At 69.9% G+C, this 15452-nt stretch carries 15 protein-coding genes; 8 read left to right on the top strand and 7 right to left on the bottom strand.

Translation table 11 applies throughout. The features are described from left to right. Positions 1-56 precede the first annotated feature (56 nt). Positions 57-1592, top strand: a complete 1536-nt coding sequence (locus PCA_RS00685) for an aldehyde dehydrogenase family protein (protein WP_181300183.1) — start codon at positions 57-59, stop codon at positions 1590-1592. 104 nt (positions 1593-1696) lie between these two features. On the opposite strand, the gene PCA_RS00680 is transcribed toward PCA_RS00685, so the two are convergent. Further along, positions 1697-2290 carry an ACP phosphodiesterase gene (locus tag PCA_RS00680; protein ID WP_181300182.1) on the bottom strand — a complete coding sequence of 198 codons (594 nt, stop codon included), beginning with the start codon at positions 2288-2290 and terminating at the stop codon, positions 1697-1699. Positions 2291-2350: 60 nt separating this feature from the next. On the opposite strand from PCA_RS00680, the gene PCA_RS00675 reads away from it, so the two are divergent. From PCA_RS00675 to PCA_RS00655, 5 genes are all read left to right on the top strand, one after another. Further along, positions 2351-3037 carry a CocE/NonD family hydrolase gene (locus PCA_RS00675; protein WP_181300181.1) on the top strand — a complete coding sequence of 229 codons (687 nt, stop codon included), beginning with the start codon at positions 2351-2353 and terminating at the stop codon, positions 3035-3037. Between the two features lie 53 nt (positions 3038-3090). Continuing rightward, the gene (locus PCA_RS00670) at positions 3091-3402 is read left to right on the top strand and encodes a DUF2845 domain-containing protein (protein WP_255436572.1); all 312 of its coding nucleotides are present in this window, start codon (positions 3091-3093) and stop codon (positions 3400-3402) included. Between the two features lie 42 nt (positions 3403-3444). Beyond that, on the top strand, positions 3445-4572 hold the full coding sequence (zapE, locus tag PCA_RS00665) for a cell division protein ZapE (protein WP_181300180.1): 1128 nt from the start codon (positions 3445-3447) through the stop codon (positions 4570-4572). A gap of 97 nt (positions 4573-4669) precedes the next feature. Next, positions 4670-6481, top strand: coding sequence for a sensor domain-containing phosphodiesterase (locus PCA_RS00660; RefSeq protein WP_181300179.1), 1812 nt, complete (start codon positions 4670-4672; stop codon positions 6479-6481). Positions 6482-6515: 34 nt separating this feature from the next. Beyond that, positions 6516-6899: a peptidase C13 gene (locus tag PCA_RS00655; RefSeq protein WP_181300178.1), complete on the top strand. Its 384-nt coding sequence runs from the start codon at positions 6516-6518 to the stop codon at positions 6897-6899. A 30-nt stretch (positions 6900-6929) separates the two neighbouring features. On the opposite strand, the gene PCA_RS00650 is transcribed toward PCA_RS00655, so the two are convergent. The 4 genes from PCA_RS00650 to gpmA all read right to left on the bottom strand — a co-directional run bounded on the left by PCA_RS00650 (position 6930) and on the right by gpmA (position 12368). Beyond that, positions 6930-7475, bottom strand: coding sequence for a DUF1453 domain-containing protein (locus PCA_RS00650; RefSeq protein WP_181300177.1), 546 nt, complete (start codon positions 7473-7475; stop codon positions 6930-6932). 232 nt (positions 7476-7707) lie between these two features. After that, positions 7708-10017, bottom strand: a complete 2310-nt coding sequence (locus PCA_RS00645; protein ID WP_181300176.1) for a protease pro-enzyme activation domain-containing protein — start codon at positions 10015-10017, stop codon at positions 7708-7710. 269 nt (positions 10018-10286) lie between these two features. Beyond that, complete coding sequence (locus tag PCA_RS00640; protein WP_181300175.1) at positions 10287-11582, bottom strand: helix-turn-helix domain-containing protein; 1296 nt, start codon at positions 11580-11582, stop codon at positions 10287-10289. Positions 11583-11624: 42 nt separating this feature from the next. Next, complete coding sequence (gene gpmA, locus PCA_RS00635; protein WP_181300174.1) at positions 11625-12368, bottom strand: 2,3-diphosphoglycerate-dependent phosphoglycerate mutase; 744 nt, start codon at positions 12366-12368, stop codon at positions 11625-11627. Between the two features lie 142 nt (positions 12369-12510). Between gpmA and PCA_RS00630 the strand changes: the two genes are divergently transcribed. Beyond that, positions 12511-13161, top strand: a complete 651-nt coding sequence (locus PCA_RS00630; protein ID WP_181300173.1) for a hypothetical protein — start codon at positions 12511-12513, stop codon at positions 13159-13161. A gap of 93 nt (positions 13162-13254) precedes the next feature. Next, on the top strand, positions 13255-13479 hold the full coding sequence (locus tag PCA_RS00625) for a hypothetical protein (RefSeq protein ID WP_181300172.1): 225 nt from the start codon (positions 13255-13257) through the stop codon (positions 13477-13479). A 41-nt stretch (positions 13480-13520) separates the two neighbouring features. Here PCA_RS00625 and PCA_RS00620 read toward each other — a convergent pair whose 3' ends face one another. Together PCA_RS00620 and PCA_RS00615 are read right to left on the bottom strand one after the other, a co-directional pair. Next, positions 13521-14090, bottom strand: a complete 570-nt coding sequence (locus PCA_RS00620; protein ID WP_181300171.1) for an energy transducer TonB — start codon at positions 14088-14090, stop codon at positions 13521-13523. Between the two features lie 67 nt (positions 14091-14157). Further along, positions 14158-15441 (bottom strand): acetyl-CoA C-acetyltransferase, encoded by a 1284-nt coding sequence (locus PCA_RS00615; RefSeq protein WP_181300170.1) that lies wholly within the window; start codon positions 15439-15441, stop codon positions 14158-14160. Positions 15442-15452 lie beyond the last annotated feature (11 nt).

Genomic DNA, 15452 nt, shown 5'->3' with positions numbered 1-15452 from the left:
TGCTAGAATCGGCGTTTCGAAACGGGGCGCTGCGCGCCTCCGGCACTGGAGTTCCCATGTCCCACAGCATCCTCTCCGCGCTCGGCCTCGCCGACGCCAACTCCGGCAGCTATCTCGGCAACGGCGAGTGGTCGAAGACCAGCGACGCCGGCACGCTGCAGCCGCTGAATCCGGCCACGGGCGAGGCCATCGCCACGGTGCACGCCTCCAGCGCGGCCGACTACGCGCTGATCGTCGAGCGCGCGCAGGCCGCGTTCAAGCTCTGGCGCGCCACGCCGGCGCCGCGTCGCGGCGAGGCGGTGCGGCTGTGCGGCGAGGCGCTGCGCAGGCACAAGGATGCGCTGGGTTCGCTGGTCGCGCTGGAGATGGGCAAGATCAAGCCCGAGGGCGACGGCGAAGTGCAGGAGATGATCGACATCGCCGATTTCGCGGTGGGCCAGAGCCGCATGCTCTACGGCTACACCATGCACTCCGAGCGCCCCGGCCACCGCATGTACGAGCAGTGGCACCCGGTCGGCCTGGTCGGCATCATCAGCGCGTTCAACTTCCCGGTCGCGGTGTGGGCGTGGAACGCCTTCCTCGCGGCGGTGTGCGGCGACGTCTGCATCTGGAAGCCCTCGCCGAAGACCCCGCTCTCGGCCATCGCCACGATGAAGATCTGCAACGAGGCGCTGAAGGCCGGCGGCTTCCCCGACATCTTCTTCCTGTTCAACGACGCCGGCGTGGAACTGTCGCAGCAGTTCGTGGACGACAAGCGCATCCCGCTGATCAGCTTCACCGGCTCCACCAAGGTGGGCCGCCACGTGGGCGAGCGCGTGGCCCAGCGCATGGGCCGTTCGCTGCTGGAGCTGGGCGGCAACAACGCCATCATCCTGGACGAGAGCGCGGACCTGAAGCTGGCGATCCCGGCCATCGTGTTCGGCGCCGTCGGCACCGCCGGCCAGCGCTGCACCAGCACGCGCCGCGTGTTCGTGCACGAGTCCATCGCCGACGACGTCACCGCCCGGCTGGTCACCGCCTACAAGCAGGTGGAAGGCAAGATCGGCGACCCGACCCTGGCCACCACGCTGATGGGTCCGTTGAACAGCAAGGACGCCGTGCAGGCCTACCTCGCCGCCGTGGAAAAGGCCAAGGCGGCCGGCGGCAAGGTCGCGACCGGCGGCGCCGCGCTCGGCGACCGCAAGGGCAACTTCGTGCTGCCGACCATCGTCACGGGCCTGAAGAACAGCGACGAGGTGGTGCAGACGGAAACCTTCGCGCCCATCCTCTACGTGATGCCGTTCAAGACCCTGGACGAGGCGATCGAACTGCAGAACAGCGTGCCGCAAGGCCTGTCGGCGGCGATCTTCACGCAGAACCTGAAGGCGGCCGAGCAGTATCTGTCGGCGGCGGGCAGCGACTGCGGCATCGCCAACGTCAACATCGGCACCTCCGGTGCGGAGATCGGCGGCGCGTTCGGCGGCGAGAAGGAAACCGGCGGCGGCCGCGAGTCGGGCTCCACCGCGTGGCAGGCCTACATGCGCAGGCAGACCAACACCATCAACTACTCCGACGCGCTGCCGCTGGCGCAGGGCATCAAGTTCGACCTGTAAGTGTTCCCCTCCCCCTGCATGCAGGGGGAGGCTGGGAGGGGGGCAGGCGCGCGGTGAGATTGCATTACCCCATCCCCTGCACACAGGCGCAGGGAGAAAGCCCGTCACCCTTCCACGTTCTCCCCCATCCATTCCTGCGCGAACGCCTGCAATTGCGGAAAGAACGCGTCGAAGTGCGCCTGCAGCGGCGCATCCAGCGCCGCCAGCAGTGGCAGCATCCGGTCCAGCGGGTTGTCCCGCTGCAGGCGTCCGGCGATGCCCTCCAGCGCCTTTCCGATTTCCTCGCGCCGGGCGTAACCCGCCGGCAGGTCGTGCGCCTGCATGTAGGCGCGGAAGCGGCGCAGGGCCGGCGGCAGCTGCGCGTCCTGGCGCCACAGCAGCCCGAGTGCATCGCCGGAGAACGCCGCCAGCGGCTGCGCGCTCCAGCGTGCGAAGTCGCGCGCCAGGCAGTGGTCGAACCACACATCCAGCGCGATGCCGGCGTAGCGCCGGTACGGCGGCGCAAACCGCGCCCGCGCGGCCACGACCTCGGGATGGCTGTCGGTATAGGCGTCGATGGCGCGATGCAGGCGGATGCCCTGCGCCACGCGTGGCGGCAGCGCCGGGTCGGGCGCGCCGCGCACGAAATCGCCGAGCAGGCCGCCCAGGCGCAGCGGCTCGTCGGGACCGGCCAGCAGCAGGTGCGCGAGATGGTTCACCGGTGCGTGCCCGCCTGTCGGCGGCAGCGGCAGGCGGCAGCGGCGGTTATCATCTTCGGCATGTCACCCACCGTATTTCCCGACGACCCCGCCAGCTTTCCCGACCAGGCCGCCAGCTTCGCGCTGGCCGGCCCCGCCGGCAAGCTCGAAACCATCACCGACCTGGCCGAGCGCCCCGGCGCGCGCGCCGGCACGGCGGTGATCTGCCATCCCAACCCCGTGCAGGGCGGCACCATGCACAACAAGGTGGTGACGATGGTGGAGCGCGCGTTGCGCGAGTCGGGGCTGGACACGCTGCGCTTCAACTTCCGCGGCACCGGCGACTCGGCGGGCAGCTACGACGATGGCAACGGCGAAAGCGAGGACCTCGCCGCCGTGGTGGCCTGGCTGCGCCGCGTGCGCCCGCACGACGCGCTGTGGCTGGCCGGCTTCTCGTTCGGCAGCTACGTGACGATCCGCAGCGCGGTGCGGCTCGGCGCCGATGCGCTGGTCAGCATCGCGCCGCCGGTGGGGCGCTGGTCGATAGCCGACGACGTGCTGCCCGCCTGCCCGTGGCTGGTGGTGATGGGCGAAGCCGACGAGGTGGTGGAACCGCAGGCCGTGTTCGACTGGATAGCCGGCATGGAACAACCGCCCGAACTGATCCGCATGCCCGAGACCGGCCACTTCTTCCATCGCCGGCTGATGGACCTGCGCGGCGCAGTGAAGCACGCGATCCAGGACTGGCTGCCGCCGCCGCGCGGCTGAACGCGCGCCGCCCCTTATAATCCGGGCACCTCCCCATCCATGCAGTCGACATCATGAAACGATGGATCGTGCTCGTCGCCGGGCTGCTGCTCGCCTTCCAGGCGCTGGCCCAGTCCACCGTGCGCATCGGCTCCGACACCGTGCGCTGCGGTTCCGATACCGCGCGCTTCGGCACCAGGGTAATCACCACCGGCGACTCCGAGGAGAAGGTGATCCAGATCGCCGGCCAGCCCGCGAGCCGGATCGAGATGCAGAACATCTACGGCGCGCTGCGCGGCTTCCGCCTCGACTACGTGCAGGGCCGCAAGACCGTGCAGATCTACATCGCCAACGGCCAGGTGATCTGCATCAAGGACATCTTTTGAACGTGTCGCGGCGGCGAAGCCGTCGACGCCGATGACTGCCGCATGAGTGAAACCTCTTCGCCCGCACCCAGCGTGCGCTACCAGGAAGGCGTGGCCGCGCACCGCTGGGAATCCGACCCCGCGCAACTCGCCGTGCTGCCCGAACTGGACCGCCTGCATGCCGCGCTGTGCGCCGCGGCGAACGGCAACGGCGGCAACGGCGGCCTGTTCGGACGGCTGAAATCGCTGCTCGCCAGCGAAACCGCCGCGCCGCCGCCGGGCCTGTACCTGTGGGGCACGGTGGGCCGCGGCAAGACCTTCCTGATGGACCTGTTCGTCGCCAGCCTGCCGCACGGCGTGGCGCTGCGCCGGCACTTCCATCGCTTCATGGCCGAGGTGCACGAGCGCCTGCGCGAGCTGGGCGAACGGCAGGACCCGCTGGCCGAGGTCGCCGCCGGCCTCGCCGCGCGCTGCCGCGTGCTGTGCCTGGACGAATTCCTGGTCAACGACATCGGCGACGCGATGATCCTCGCGCGCCTGCTGGAATGCCTGTTCGCGCGTGGCGTGGCCCTGGTCACCACCTCGAACACGGCGCCATCGGATCTCTACAAGGACGGCCTGCAGCGCGCGCGCTTCCTGCCCGCGATCGCATTGCTGGAGCAGCAGTGCCACGTGCTGCGCATGGCCTCCGCCCACGACTGGCGCCTGCGCGCGCTGAGCCAGGCCGCCGTGTACCACACGCCGCCAGGCGCGGAGGCGCACCGCGCGCTGGAACGCATCTTCCACGACCACGCGGTGGGCGACGTGGCCGAAGGCGGCGCGCTGGAGATCAACGGCCGCGCGATCCCCTGCCGCAGGCGCGCGGACAACATCCTGTGGTTCGACTTCGCCGCGCTGTGCGAAGGCCCGCGCGCCGTGGCCGACTACATCGCGCTGGCCAAGGCCGGCCCCGCGGTCATCGTCTCCGACGTGCCGCAGTTCACCGTCTACAGCGAAGACGCGGCGAAGCGCTTCGTGCAACTGGTCGACGAGTTTTATGACCGTCATGTGAAACTGATCCTCTCCGCCGCCGCGCCGATCACCGAGCTGTACGACGGCGAGCGCCTGCGCGCGGAGTTCGGCCGCACCGAATCGCGCCTGATCGAGATGCAGAGCGAGGAATACCTGGCGCTGCCGCATCGCGCCGACTGACTCCGGCCGGTCCTGCCCCTCCGTCGATTGCCACGTCCGCGTCCGCGCGGTAGCCTCCCGGGGCTGGCACGGTGCGGCCGCGCAAGGGGACGGGAAGATGGGGATCTCCCAAGGTTCGCTCCCGGACGGAGCGCCTGAAGCCGACGCCGCGCCGGCACCCCCGGACGCGGACGAGAAGCATGCCCTGCCCGGCTTCGAAGCGGTGGCGCGACTCGCCTCCAGCGCGCTGGGCGTGCCGCTGGTGGCCTTGCTGCTGGCCGACGGCAGCGCCTACTGGTACGCCTCGCCCGGCCATCCGGGCACGTTCGCGCTGGACGCCGCGCTGCTGGCCGCCTGCCGCGAGGTGGCGCGGCACGGCAGCGCCGAGGTGATCGCCGACGCCCGCGAGGATGCCCGATTCCAGCCCGCCGGCACCGACCCGGTGCGCGCCGAGGTCGCCTTCCTCGCCGCCGAGCCCGTGTTCGGCCTGGACGGTCAGTTGCTGGGTGCGCTGCTCGCGATCGACCGCCGCCCGCGCCTGACCCTCGCCCCCGGCGAACGCGCCGCGCTGCGCGATGCGGCGGCGCTGGCCGGCACCGGCGCCGCGCTGCGCTACTACGTCAACCGCATCGACCCGGCGACGCGACTGCCGCACCGCAATGCGTTCTTCGCCGACCTGGCGGCGCAGTTGCCGCACGAAACGGGGCACGCCTGGCTGGTAGCGATCGAGGTCGCGCCGGTGACGCGCTTCAACGCGTTCGTGCGCGCGATGGGCCACAGCTACGCCGACGCGCTGATGCGCGCCACCGCCGAGCGGGTGCAGGCCTGGATGACGGCGGACATGCAGCTCTACCAGGTGGGCGCGACCCGGCTGGCGGTGCTGCTGGCGGGCTCGCACGACGCGCCCACGCCCATGCGGCTGGATGCGCTGGTGGCCACGCTGCGCGACCCGGTGGACTGCCAGGGCGTGCCGCTCACGCTGCAGCCCGGCGTGGGCCTGCTGCGCGCCGAGGCGGTGGAACTGCGCGGCGGCGACCCGCTGCGCCGGGTGATGAGCGCTTCCCATCTCGCGCAGGGCAGCGCGAACGGCTGGTCGGTGTACGACCGCGACCAGGACGAACGCCAGCGGCAGGAATTCTTCCTGGTCACCGAACTGGCGGCCGCGCTGTCCGACCGCACCGAACTGGAGCTGCACTACCAGCCGCGCGTGGACCTGGCCAGCGGGCGCTGCGTGGCGCTGGAGGCGCTGGCGCGCTGGCACCACCCCACCCTGGGCGAGGTGTCGCCCGGCGCGTTCGTGCCGCTGGCCGAACAGGCCGGGCTGATGCGCTCGCTCACCGACTGGGTGTTCGACTGCGGCCTCGCCCAGCTCGCCCAGTGGCTGCGCGGCGGCCTGGACCTGCGGCTGTCGCTGAACGTCTCCAGCATCGACCTGGACGCGATGCTGGAGAAACGCCTGGTCGCCGCCGCGCAACGCCACGGCGTGCCGCTGGCCCGGCTGGAACTGGAGTTCACCGAAAGCATCGCGATCCACCACGACGAGCTCAACCGCGGCGTGCTCGCCGCGCTGCGCAGCGCCGGCATGGGCATCGCGATCGACGACTTCGGCATCGGCTACAGCAACCTCGACGCCTTGCGCCGGATGCCGGCCACCGGCCTGAAGATCGACAAGTCGCTGGTGCGCGCGCTGGACACCCGCGCCCACGATGCCGCGATCGTGCGCTCGATGGCGGCGCTGGGCCGCGAGCTCGGTTTCCGCGTGGTGATGGAAGGCGTGGAAACCGCGCGCGAACTCGCCGCGATCCGCGACATGCCCTGCGACGAGGTGCAGGGCAACTACATCGCCCGGCCCATGCCCGGCCCGGCGGTGGCCGGCTGGCTGCACCGGCACGCGGCCGCCCGCGCCGCGCCGGCCACGCCGGGCTGCTAAGGTCGCGCCCATCCCCCGCTGCCGGATCGCCCGCATGTCCCTCGCCCTCGCCCTGGCCCTGTGGCTGCTCCCGTCGCCCGCGAACGCCGGCGACGATTTCGCCGCGCGCGTGCGGCAGGCGAAGATGGCCGAGGCCGCCGCCACCGGGCCGGCCTACCAGAAGGCGCTGTGGGGCAGGATCGGCAACCCGACCACCGATGCCTACAAGGCCTGCCTCGCCGCCAACCACGACGACAAGTCGCCGTTCACCCTGGTGCTGGACGTGGACGCGCACGGCAAGCCGCAGCGCATCGTGGCGCAGCCGGCCACGCCGGTCGCCAGCTGCATGGCGGCCCGCTTCGCCGCATGGATGCTGCCCGCGCCGCCGCCGGCGCCGGCGCCGTATCCGCTGGAGATCGACTTCAGCGTCGCGCCCTGAGCCGCCGGGCTGCGTCGCGCGGCTTCCGCCTCAGGCGGCTTCGGAAACGCGCGACTGCTGGTAGCGCCGGTGGTGCACCAGCAGGCCGGCGTAGTAGGCGATGTAGTAGCCGACCAGCAGGCCGACCACCAGCATGGTCAGCGGACTGGCCTGGTAGCCCATCTGCATGTCCGCACCAGGAGCGAACGCATCGGCGTGCTGCCCATGCGGCGCCAGCATTGCCATGAAGCGCCAGGCCAGCCGCCCCAGCAGCAGTGCGGTGAGCAGGGCGCCGATCCAGGGGTTGGGCACGTAGCAGTCGCCCTTGACCGGATCGGTCTCGAAACGCGTCAGGCGCAGGCCGACCAGGCCCAGCGCCGCGCCGAGGATGGCGCCGCCGAGCACGCCCTCGGCCAGCCGGATGTCGTGCAGGCCGCCCAGCATCAGCAGGCCGCCGATCGCCGCGAACATCACGATGCGCGCCGTCATCCGCTTGCGCCGGATCGGCTGGCGGCCGAACTGGCGGCTCACGCGCCGCCAGACCATCCACGCCAGCAAGGGCACCATGATCAGGTATTGGGTCAGATGGGCCGGCATGGGCGACACCGCGATGATGGACGGGCGCCCAGCTTAGTCGGGATGCCGTTCGCCGGCGAGGCGGCGACCCGGCAGCGGGCGCCGCCTGCGCGATGTACCGCCACGGGAACTTCGGCAAGGGCGTTCCGGCAAGACAGGGCGCCCCTCCTGGCGGCGACGGCAGCACACCGCCAGGAGGGAACGCATCGTCAATCAACCGCCATCGCGCAAAACGTCCCGCTGTTCCGCACGATCAAAGCACCTGGAACTTCTTCCACGCCTTCAGCAGGTTCGCGGAATTGACGGTACCCAGGCCGTTGGCAAAGCTCCAGCCCGCCTGCGCCGGATACGCCGGCACATACGAGGTGTTGCTGAGCGAGGTCAGTCCGACATTCACCGTGACGAAACCGAAGTACGCCGTGCCGCTGCCGTAGATATAGCAGTTGGGCGTGGGCGGAACGTCGATGGGCATTCCCAGGACGGACGTCTGCTGCACGCAGTTCGCGGCATTGCCGCCCTCGGTGATGTTGTGGAACACGCAGTTGGCCGTACCCTTGGTGCCGTTGTCGGAGTTGCATGCGCTCAGCGACGAGGGTGCCGCGCCGGTCGGGCCGCCGTACTCGTCCCTGGCCAGCTGATACAGCGTGGGCGCCGCATTGCCCTGGTTCAGCGAACCGCCGGCCAGCGACAGGCCCTGGTCCAGCACCGCCTGGATGCCGGCGAACATCGGGGCCGACAGCGAGGTGCCGCCGACCAGCGACACCGGCGAGGTGAAGCCGGGCGTGCATGGCGCGGAACCGGTGCAGAGGACCGCCCACGTGTAGCCGGCGAACGAGCCGCCGAACAGCGAGATGTCCGGCAGGTCGCGCGACTGGTCCTTCGCCGCGCCGCGAACGATGCGTTGCCACGCGGGCTTCATGTCGAACGAGGATGGACCGCCGCCGCCGCCTTCCGACGTGAACGTGGGCCCGAACGGCAACAGGTTCTTGCATACCTGCAAGGCGGCCTGGTTGAACAGCATCTTCGCGGCGTACGCGTTGCCGCACGACTCGTTCCACGTCAGCTCCGGCACGTACGACTTCGCGCTGCCGTACAGCGCGTTGGGCGTGCTGTTGAAGTACTTGCTGGTGGTGCCGGCAAGCACGTCGGCGGTATCCGTGCCGCCCACCGCGGTGTCGTTGGCCGAGGACGCGAACGCATTGGCGTCGACGGCCGCCCCGTCGGGGCCGCTTATGCCGATGATCGAGCCGTTGAAGCTCGGGTTGGAGCCGGAATCGCCGGACGACACGAACACGGAAATGCCTTCCGCGTCGGCCTGCGCCCACATCATGTCGATGGCGCGTTTCGAGGCCGCGTCGACAAACAACTCGCCGTAACCGTAGCTCGCGCTGATGATGTTGGGCCGCCCGGCCGGGTCCGGATTGTTGATCAGGTTGCTGGACGCGATATAGACGCCGCCGAAGAAATTGTCCGTGGCGCTGTCCGAACAGATTGCGACCCAGACGTTGGCGCCCGGCGCCAACGCGGTGGCGTACTCGGAATCGAGCACGGTCTCGACGCTCTCGCTGGCCGCCGACTCGCCGCCCGGATCGGTGCAATTGGTCGGGCCCGACGCCGGCTGCGGCTCGAACTGCCTGAAGGTGCCGCCGTAGTGGCCCAGGCCGAACTGGCTGACGAAATTGTCCCAGTCGGAGGGCAGCATGCCCACGTCTTCCACCACCGCGATCGTCGTCCCCGTACCGGTGAGCCCGGTCTTGTACAGCGGCGCGGTGTTGTAGATCGTCTGCATGTCGTCGGGAACCAGGCCGCGCACGCCGCTGCTGCCGGTGATGGCCAGGCGCATCGACGCATCGGCCTGCGCCTTGGCGTCGTCCGCCGCCGGCTTGGGCAGCTGGAACATGTGCGAGCTGCGGTTGTATTGCGCCTGCTTGGTCTGCTTCACCAGCGGCTTGGGATGGAAGTCGTTGAGCCCCGCAACGCCGGTGACTACGCCCGCCAGGGCAGCGGGAATGCTGATGTCGCGGTCGTTGGCCACGTGGACGTCACTGCTCTTGCTGTTCGGCGCGCTGACGTCGTAGCGGTTCATCTGCGTGCGGAAGGCGCGGCGCACGGTGCCGGCAGTACCGCTGAAATCGATCTGCGTCTTGTTCGGGTAGATCGAGTTGACCTTGAATCCCTGCGCGGCGAGCCATGCCGAGACCGCCTGGATGTCGGCATCCTTCACGCCGAAATTCGTGCCGTATTCCTGGGGCGTGATCCACTGGTGGTACTTGCCGGACGACGGATCGTGCTGCGCGGCGATCAGCGACTCCAATGCCTGGGTGCGCTGGGCGCTGGGCTTGAGGATCAGCTGCATGTGCGGCATCGGCATCGAATCGGCCACCGCGCCGACCAGCCTGGTCTGCGCCAGCCGCGCCAGGTGGGTCCTGGCCAGCATGCTGACGACGTTGTTGTTCACGACCTGCGTGACGCGCGGCGCTTCCGCCGTGTTGATGCCCACGAGCGCGGCATTGGCCCCGGCGGCCAGGGCGAGCGATGGCAACGCTGCGAAAGCCGTCGTCATCGCAGCGCCGCTCAAAGCGTTTCGGATCTTCATCTGCGTTCTCCCCATGCAATGGTGTTGGAACAGCAAAGTGATCCCCCTGATTGCCGATCGATGGCGCTGCGAAACGGCCCCTCGCCAAGGATGGGTACGAAAAGAAATAACAGAAAGAATTGGCGCAAATCGGCCATGGCTTATCACGGCCATTACGCGACGGATATACGCCATGTCGGAGTTGAGCCATTCATCGCACGATATTGCGAATTACCGCCGCAATAACCAACGACGGATTATTTCTGCCGACGCGACGCGCGCATTGCCGCATTCCATCCGGCCTGAAACCGGGTATTTGCCTTCAGCTTTTTCTGCAGCAATGAAATCCGCCGTTCGTAAGTCCGTGCGGATATTTTCAGGCGACTCGCGATGGCCTTGTCCTTGAGTCCGTTCGCGAGCAGTGCGATCAGCTGTTCCAGTTCGGCGGATTCCGAGCGGCCGTCGCTGCCGTCGGCCAGCCCATCCGCGCTCACCGGCGCCGCATGCTGCCACAACATGTCGAAATGCGCGCACAGCGTGTCGAGCAACAGCGACGGGCGCAGCAACAGGCCCGAGTCGTTGGCCGTCTTGAGGTGCAGCGGCACCAGGGCCATGCGCCGGTCGATGATCGCGGCCTTGATCGGCACGCCTTCGTACAGGCGCTGTTCCTCGCCGGTGGCAAGGCAATCCTGGATGTTCTGCTCGCCGCCGGGCCAGTCCAGTTTCGTGGTGTCGCATATCGTGCGGCAAACCACGTTGCGGCTCCGCATGGGCTTGTGCATCGTGGTGTGCGACTCGAACGAGTTCACGTAGGGCGGGCGGTCGAACTCCAGGATTTCGTGTTTCGCGTTCTCGTAGAACTGGCCGATGACGCGCGTCAGGGCGTCGCGTCCGGTAATCAGTTCGACGCTCAGCTCGCCGCCATGGTTGTGGTTGCCCAGCGGCTTGATCTTGGCCAGGCGGTCGGCCAGGCCCAGGGCCGCCTGCAACCCGCTCTGGCGCAGGGCGACCAACGCGCCCAAGGCCAGTTCCGGCGCCACTGCGTGGTATCTGGCCACGCGCTCGGGGGATCGCGTAAGGAGCCCCTTGGTTTCGAGGTCGGCCAGCAGGCGGCGCACATGGCCTGCCGAAAGGTCGCTCGCGACGACGACATCCAGCGCGGTCGATCCGGGATGTTCGAGCAGGCCTTCATAAATCCTCAACTCGTCCGCCCGCATATCGAGCGCACGCAAGGCATCCGTCTCGGCGCGGTTGGCCTGGTATTGCAAGTCGACGCATCTCCTCCCGTCCCTTGGCGCTTGTGTATAAGCAGGCGTGCGATAGAAGCGTGAAGGTTCGCATGCGCCGGATGCACGAACTTCCGGTGGTCGCGAAAGCAACGACCCGAAATGGCCCGTCCCGCATCCGCCATGGCGGAACGCGGCGCGGTATGGCCGTCCGGACGCGTGTCGATCCGCGGCACGGCGGAAGGACGACTGCATGCCGCCGTCCGCCGGCACGGCATCGCGGCAGCCGGCCACGGGCGACGCGAATGCCGGCGGCAGTCGATCCACGGGCGCAGGCAGGTGCGAATCCTGCCGCGGGGGTCGGGATGACTACTTCGCCTTGCCCTGGTTCGCCACCGCGGCCATCTTGGCCTCGATCGCCGCGGCGTCGCCCAGGTAGTAGCGCTTGAGCGGCTTGAGGTCCGCGTCGAACTCGTACACCAGCGGGATGCCGTTGGGGATGTTCATCTCCACGATGTCGGCGTCGGAGATGCCGTCCAGGTACTTCACCAGCGCGCGCAGCGAGTTGCCGTGGGCGGCCACCACCACGCGCCGGCCGGCCTTGATCGCCGGCGCCAGCACCTCGTGCCAGTACGGCAGCACGCGGGCCACGGTGTCCTTGAGGCATTCGGTGTCGGGGATCTGCGCGGGCGCCAGCGCGGCGTAGCGCGGGTCGTGCACCGCCTCGTTCTCGGCGCGTTCCAGCGGCGGCGGCGGGATGTCGTAGCTGCGGCGCCAGATCTTCACCTGCGCGTCGCCGTACTTCGCCGCGGTCTCGGCCTTGTTGAGGCCGGTGAGCGCGCCGTAGTGGCGCTCGTTGAGGCGCCAGTCGGTATGCACCGGCAGCCACGACATCTCCATCGCGTCGAGCACGCCCCACAGCGTGTGCACCGCGCGCTTCAGCACCGAGGTGTGCGCCACGTCGAACGCGTAGCCCTCGCGCTTCAGCAGTTCGCCCGCCTCGCGCGCCTCCCGGGCGCCCAGCGCGGTGAGATCCACGTCGGCCCAGCCGCTGAAGCGGTTGTCGAGGTTCCATTGCGACTGGCCGTGGCGGATCAGGACGAGCTTGTGCATGACGGGGTGTCTCGGGGGAGGAAATGAGGGATGGTGCAGCCCGACCCGGCCAGCGTCAAATGCGCCCCTGCCGAAGGTCACGCCAACCTTTTGCGGCGACCGTGCATCCCAGTCCAGTCATTCCCGAACGGAGTCCACACCCATGCGCCGCATCCTGCTTTCCCTCGCCCTCCTCCTGCCGCTGGCGGCCGTCGCCGCGGACAACGACATCGACAAGGTCAACGGCAGCGTCCATGTGGACGCCGGCCAGCACGCCGGCGACGTCAGTTCGGTGAACGGCAGCGTGCACGTGGGCGAACGCGCCGTGGTGCAGAAGGCCAGCACCGTCAACGGCTCGGTGGACCTGGGCGCCCAGGCCCACGCCGGCAAGCTGGGCACCGTCAACGGCGCGATCCGGCTTGCCGCCGGCAGCCAGGTGACCGGCCAGGTCGAGGCGGTCAACGGCGCGATCAGCCTCGCCCGGGGCGCCCAGGTGGACGGCCACCTCTCCAACGTCAACGGCGCGATCACGCTGGACGCCGCCCACGTGGCCGGCGGGCTGGAGACCGTGTCCGGCGACATCACGGTCGGCGCCGGCTCGCACGTCGAGGGCGGCATCCTGGTCGAGAAGCCGAACAACGGCTGGTTCCGCTGGGGCAGCGAGCGCAAGCCGGTGGTGGTGATCGGCCCGCAGGCCACGGTGCAGGGCACGCTGGAATTCCGCCGGCCGGTGGTGCTGAAGGTCAGCGACAGCGCGCAGATCGGCCCGGTGCAGGGCGCCACGGTGGAGAAGTTCAGCGGCGCCACGCCGTAGGACCCGGCTCTTTCACCTGCGGGGACCGCGCGAGCGTCGCGCGCCGCCTGACCGCCACGGGCCATCCAGGCGGATGGCCCGCAAGGAACCGCCATGAACATCCGCATCATCGCCGCGGCCTGCGTCGCCGGGGCGCTGGCCGGCTGCGCCGGTTTGCCCCTGGATCGCGCCACCGAGCGCCAGCATGTCGAACGCAACTGTCGGGTGCAGGCCAGCATGTCGCCGGCGTACGCGATCGACAGCACCGGGATCGGCCTGGGCAACGTAGCCTACGACCGCTGCCTGCGCACGGCCGGTTCCCGGCCCGTTCGCGCCTGACCGCAGAACGCGCACCCAGGGCCGAATGAACGCTGCGGGCGTTACAGCGCCTGCGCCACCTGGCCGTCGCCGCTGGTGAAGCGCATCGGCAGGTCGCCGCTGAAGCCGTCCGGATGGTCGGCCGGCACGGCGAAGCGCCAGCCGCGCACGGTGGTCAGCGCATGCGCGTCGAGCACGGCGTCGCCGCTGGACTCGGCCACCGCCGCATCGGCGACGTGGCCGCTGCCGTCGATGGCGAGATGCAGCAGCACGCGGCCGCTCAGGTGGCCTTCCATCCGCGACCACGACACCGGTGCGTCCGGCATGGACACCGGCACCAGCTCGGGCGGCGGGGTTTCCGTGGCCTGCGCAGCAGCCACGACGGGCGGCAGTTCGACCCGTGGCGCCGCCGCCACGCGGGGCGCCCGATGCGCCACCGGCCGGGGCCGCGCGCGGACCGGCTCGCGCACGGGCGCCCTCACGGCAACCCGGGGCGCCGCGGGCGCGAAGCCCGCCACGCGCTCGCTGGGGCCGGCCCAGCCGGTGTTGAGGCCGCTGAGCCAGTACGTGCCGGCGACGCCTGCGGCCAGCGCGACGAGGCTGAGGGCGGTGGTGGTGCGCAGACGGAACATGGCGCCCTTTATGCCCGAACGCGGGCGAATCGCGGCTGAAGCCGCCGGCCCCGGGACCGCGCGACCGTCAGCGTTCGAGGATGGCCGCCACGCCCATGCCGCCGGCGGTGCAGATCGAGATCAGGCCCCGGCCCGAGCCCTTCTGCTCCAGCATCTTCGCCAGGGTGGCGATGATGCGCGCGCCGGTGGCCGCGAACGGGTGGCCGGTGGCGAGGCTGGAGCCGTGCACGTTGAGCCTGGCCGGATCGATCGCGCCCAGCGGCGCATCCAGGCCCAGCCGGTTGCGGCAGTAGTCCGCCGATTCCCAGGCGCGCAGCGTGCACAGCACCTGGGCGGCGAACGCCTCGTGGATCTCGTAGTAGTCGAAGTCCTGCAGGGTGAGGCCGTTGCGCCTGAGCAGGCGCGGCACCGCCACGGTGGGCGCCATCAGCAGGCCTTCGCCGTGCACGAAATCCACCGCGGCCACCTCGGCGTCGCGGAACCATGCCTGCACGGCGAGGCCGCGTTGCGCGGCCCAGCTTTCGCTGGCCAGCAGCGCGGCGGCGGCGCCGTCGGAGAGGCCGGTGGAATTGCCCGCGGTGAGCGTGCCCTGGCCCGAGGTCTTGTCGAACGCGGGCTTCAGCGCGGCGAGTTTCTCCAGCGTGGTGTCGGGACGCAGGAAGCCGTCGCGCGACAGGCCGCGGAACGGCACGACCAGGTCGGTGAAGAACCCCGCGTCGTAGGTGGCGGCGAGCTTGCGGTGGCTGTCCAGCGCGAGCCGGTCCTGCGCCTCGCGGGTGACCTTCCACTGTTTCGCCATCTGCTCGCAGTGGTCGCCCATCGACTTGCCGGTGCGCGGCTCGGCCACGCCGGGAAAGGAGGGCTTGAGCTCCTTCGGCGAGAAGCGGTGCAGCGCGATCTTCAGCTTGTCCTGCACGGTCCTGGCGCGGTTGATCGCCAGCAGGCGCTTGCGCAGGCGGGTGCCGTAGACGATGGGCACGTCGCTGGTGGTGTCGGAGCCGGCGGCGATGCCGGCGTCGATCTGGCCCACCGCGATCTTGTTCGCCACGATGATCGCGTTGTCCAGCGAGGTGCCGCAGGCGCGCGCGGTGGTGATGCCGGGCGTGGTGGGGGCGAGGCCGGAGGACAGCAGCGCCTCGCGCGCGAGGTTCCAGTCCGAGGAATGCCGGATCACCGCGCCCAGCGCCACCTCGCCCAGCTCCACGCCGTGCAGCCCGTAGCGCTCCACCAGGGCGCCCAGCACCTTCACCGACATGCCGAAATTGCCCACGTCGGCATAGGCCGTGTTGTTGCGACAGAACGGGATCCGCACACCGCCGATCACGCCCACGCGCCGTTGCATCTGATCCATGTCCGGGAAGA

It is taken from the genome of Rhodanobacter sp. PCA2 (assembly GCF_013620825.1).
GTDB lineage: Bacteria > Pseudomonadota > Gammaproteobacteria > Xanthomonadales > Rhodanobacteraceae > Rhodanobacter_A.
This window is presented reverse-complemented; position numbering and strand designations above follow the sequence as displayed.

Coding starts and splice junctions, on each gene's coding strand:
- PCA_RS00685 (WP_181300183.1), top strand. CDS start 57: ATGTCCCACAGCATCCTCTCCGCGCTCGGCCTCGCCGACGCCAACTCC.
- PCA_RS00675 (WP_181300181.1), top strand. CDS start 2,351: ATGTCACCCACCGTATTTCCCGACGACCCCGCCAGCTTTCCCGACCAG.
- PCA_RS00670 (WP_255436572.1), top strand. CDS start 3,091: ATGAAACGATGGATCGTGCTCGTCGCCGGGCTGCTGCTCGCCTTCCAG.
- zapE (WP_181300180.1), top strand. CDS start 3,445: ATGAGTGAAACCTCTTCGCCCGCACCCAGCGTGCGCTACCAGGAAGGC.
- PCA_RS00660 (WP_181300179.1), top strand. CDS start 4,670: ATGGGGATCTCCCAAGGTTCGCTCCCGGACGGAGCGCCTGAAGCCGAC.
- PCA_RS00655 (WP_181300178.1), top strand. CDS start 6,516: ATGTCCCTCGCCCTCGCCCTGGCCCTGTGGCTGCTCCCGTCGCCCGCG.
- PCA_RS00650 (WP_181300177.1), bottom strand. CDS start 7,475: ATGCCGGCCCATCTGACCCAATACCTGATCATGGTGCCCTTGCTGGCG.
- PCA_RS00645 (WP_181300176.1), bottom strand. CDS start 10,017: ATGACGACGGCTTTCGCAGCGTTGCCATCGCTCGCCCTGGCCGCCGGG.
- gpmA (WP_181300174.1), bottom strand. CDS start 12,368: ATGCACAAGCTCGTCCTGATCCGCCACGGCCAGTCGCAATGGAACCTC.
- PCA_RS00630 (WP_181300173.1), top strand. CDS start 12,511: ATGCGCCGCATCCTGCTTTCCCTCGCCCTCCTCCTGCCGCTGGCGGCC.
- PCA_RS00625 (WP_181300172.1), top strand. CDS start 13,255: ATGAACATCCGCATCATCGCCGCGGCCTGCGTCGCCGGGGCGCTGGCC.
- PCA_RS00620 (WP_181300171.1), bottom strand. CDS start 14,090: ATGTTCCGTCTGCGCACCACCACCGCCCTCAGCCTCGTCGCGCTGGCC.
- PCA_RS00615 (WP_181300170.1), bottom strand. CDS start 15,441: ATGGATCAGATGCAACGGCGCGTGGGCGTGATCGGCGGTGTGCGGATC.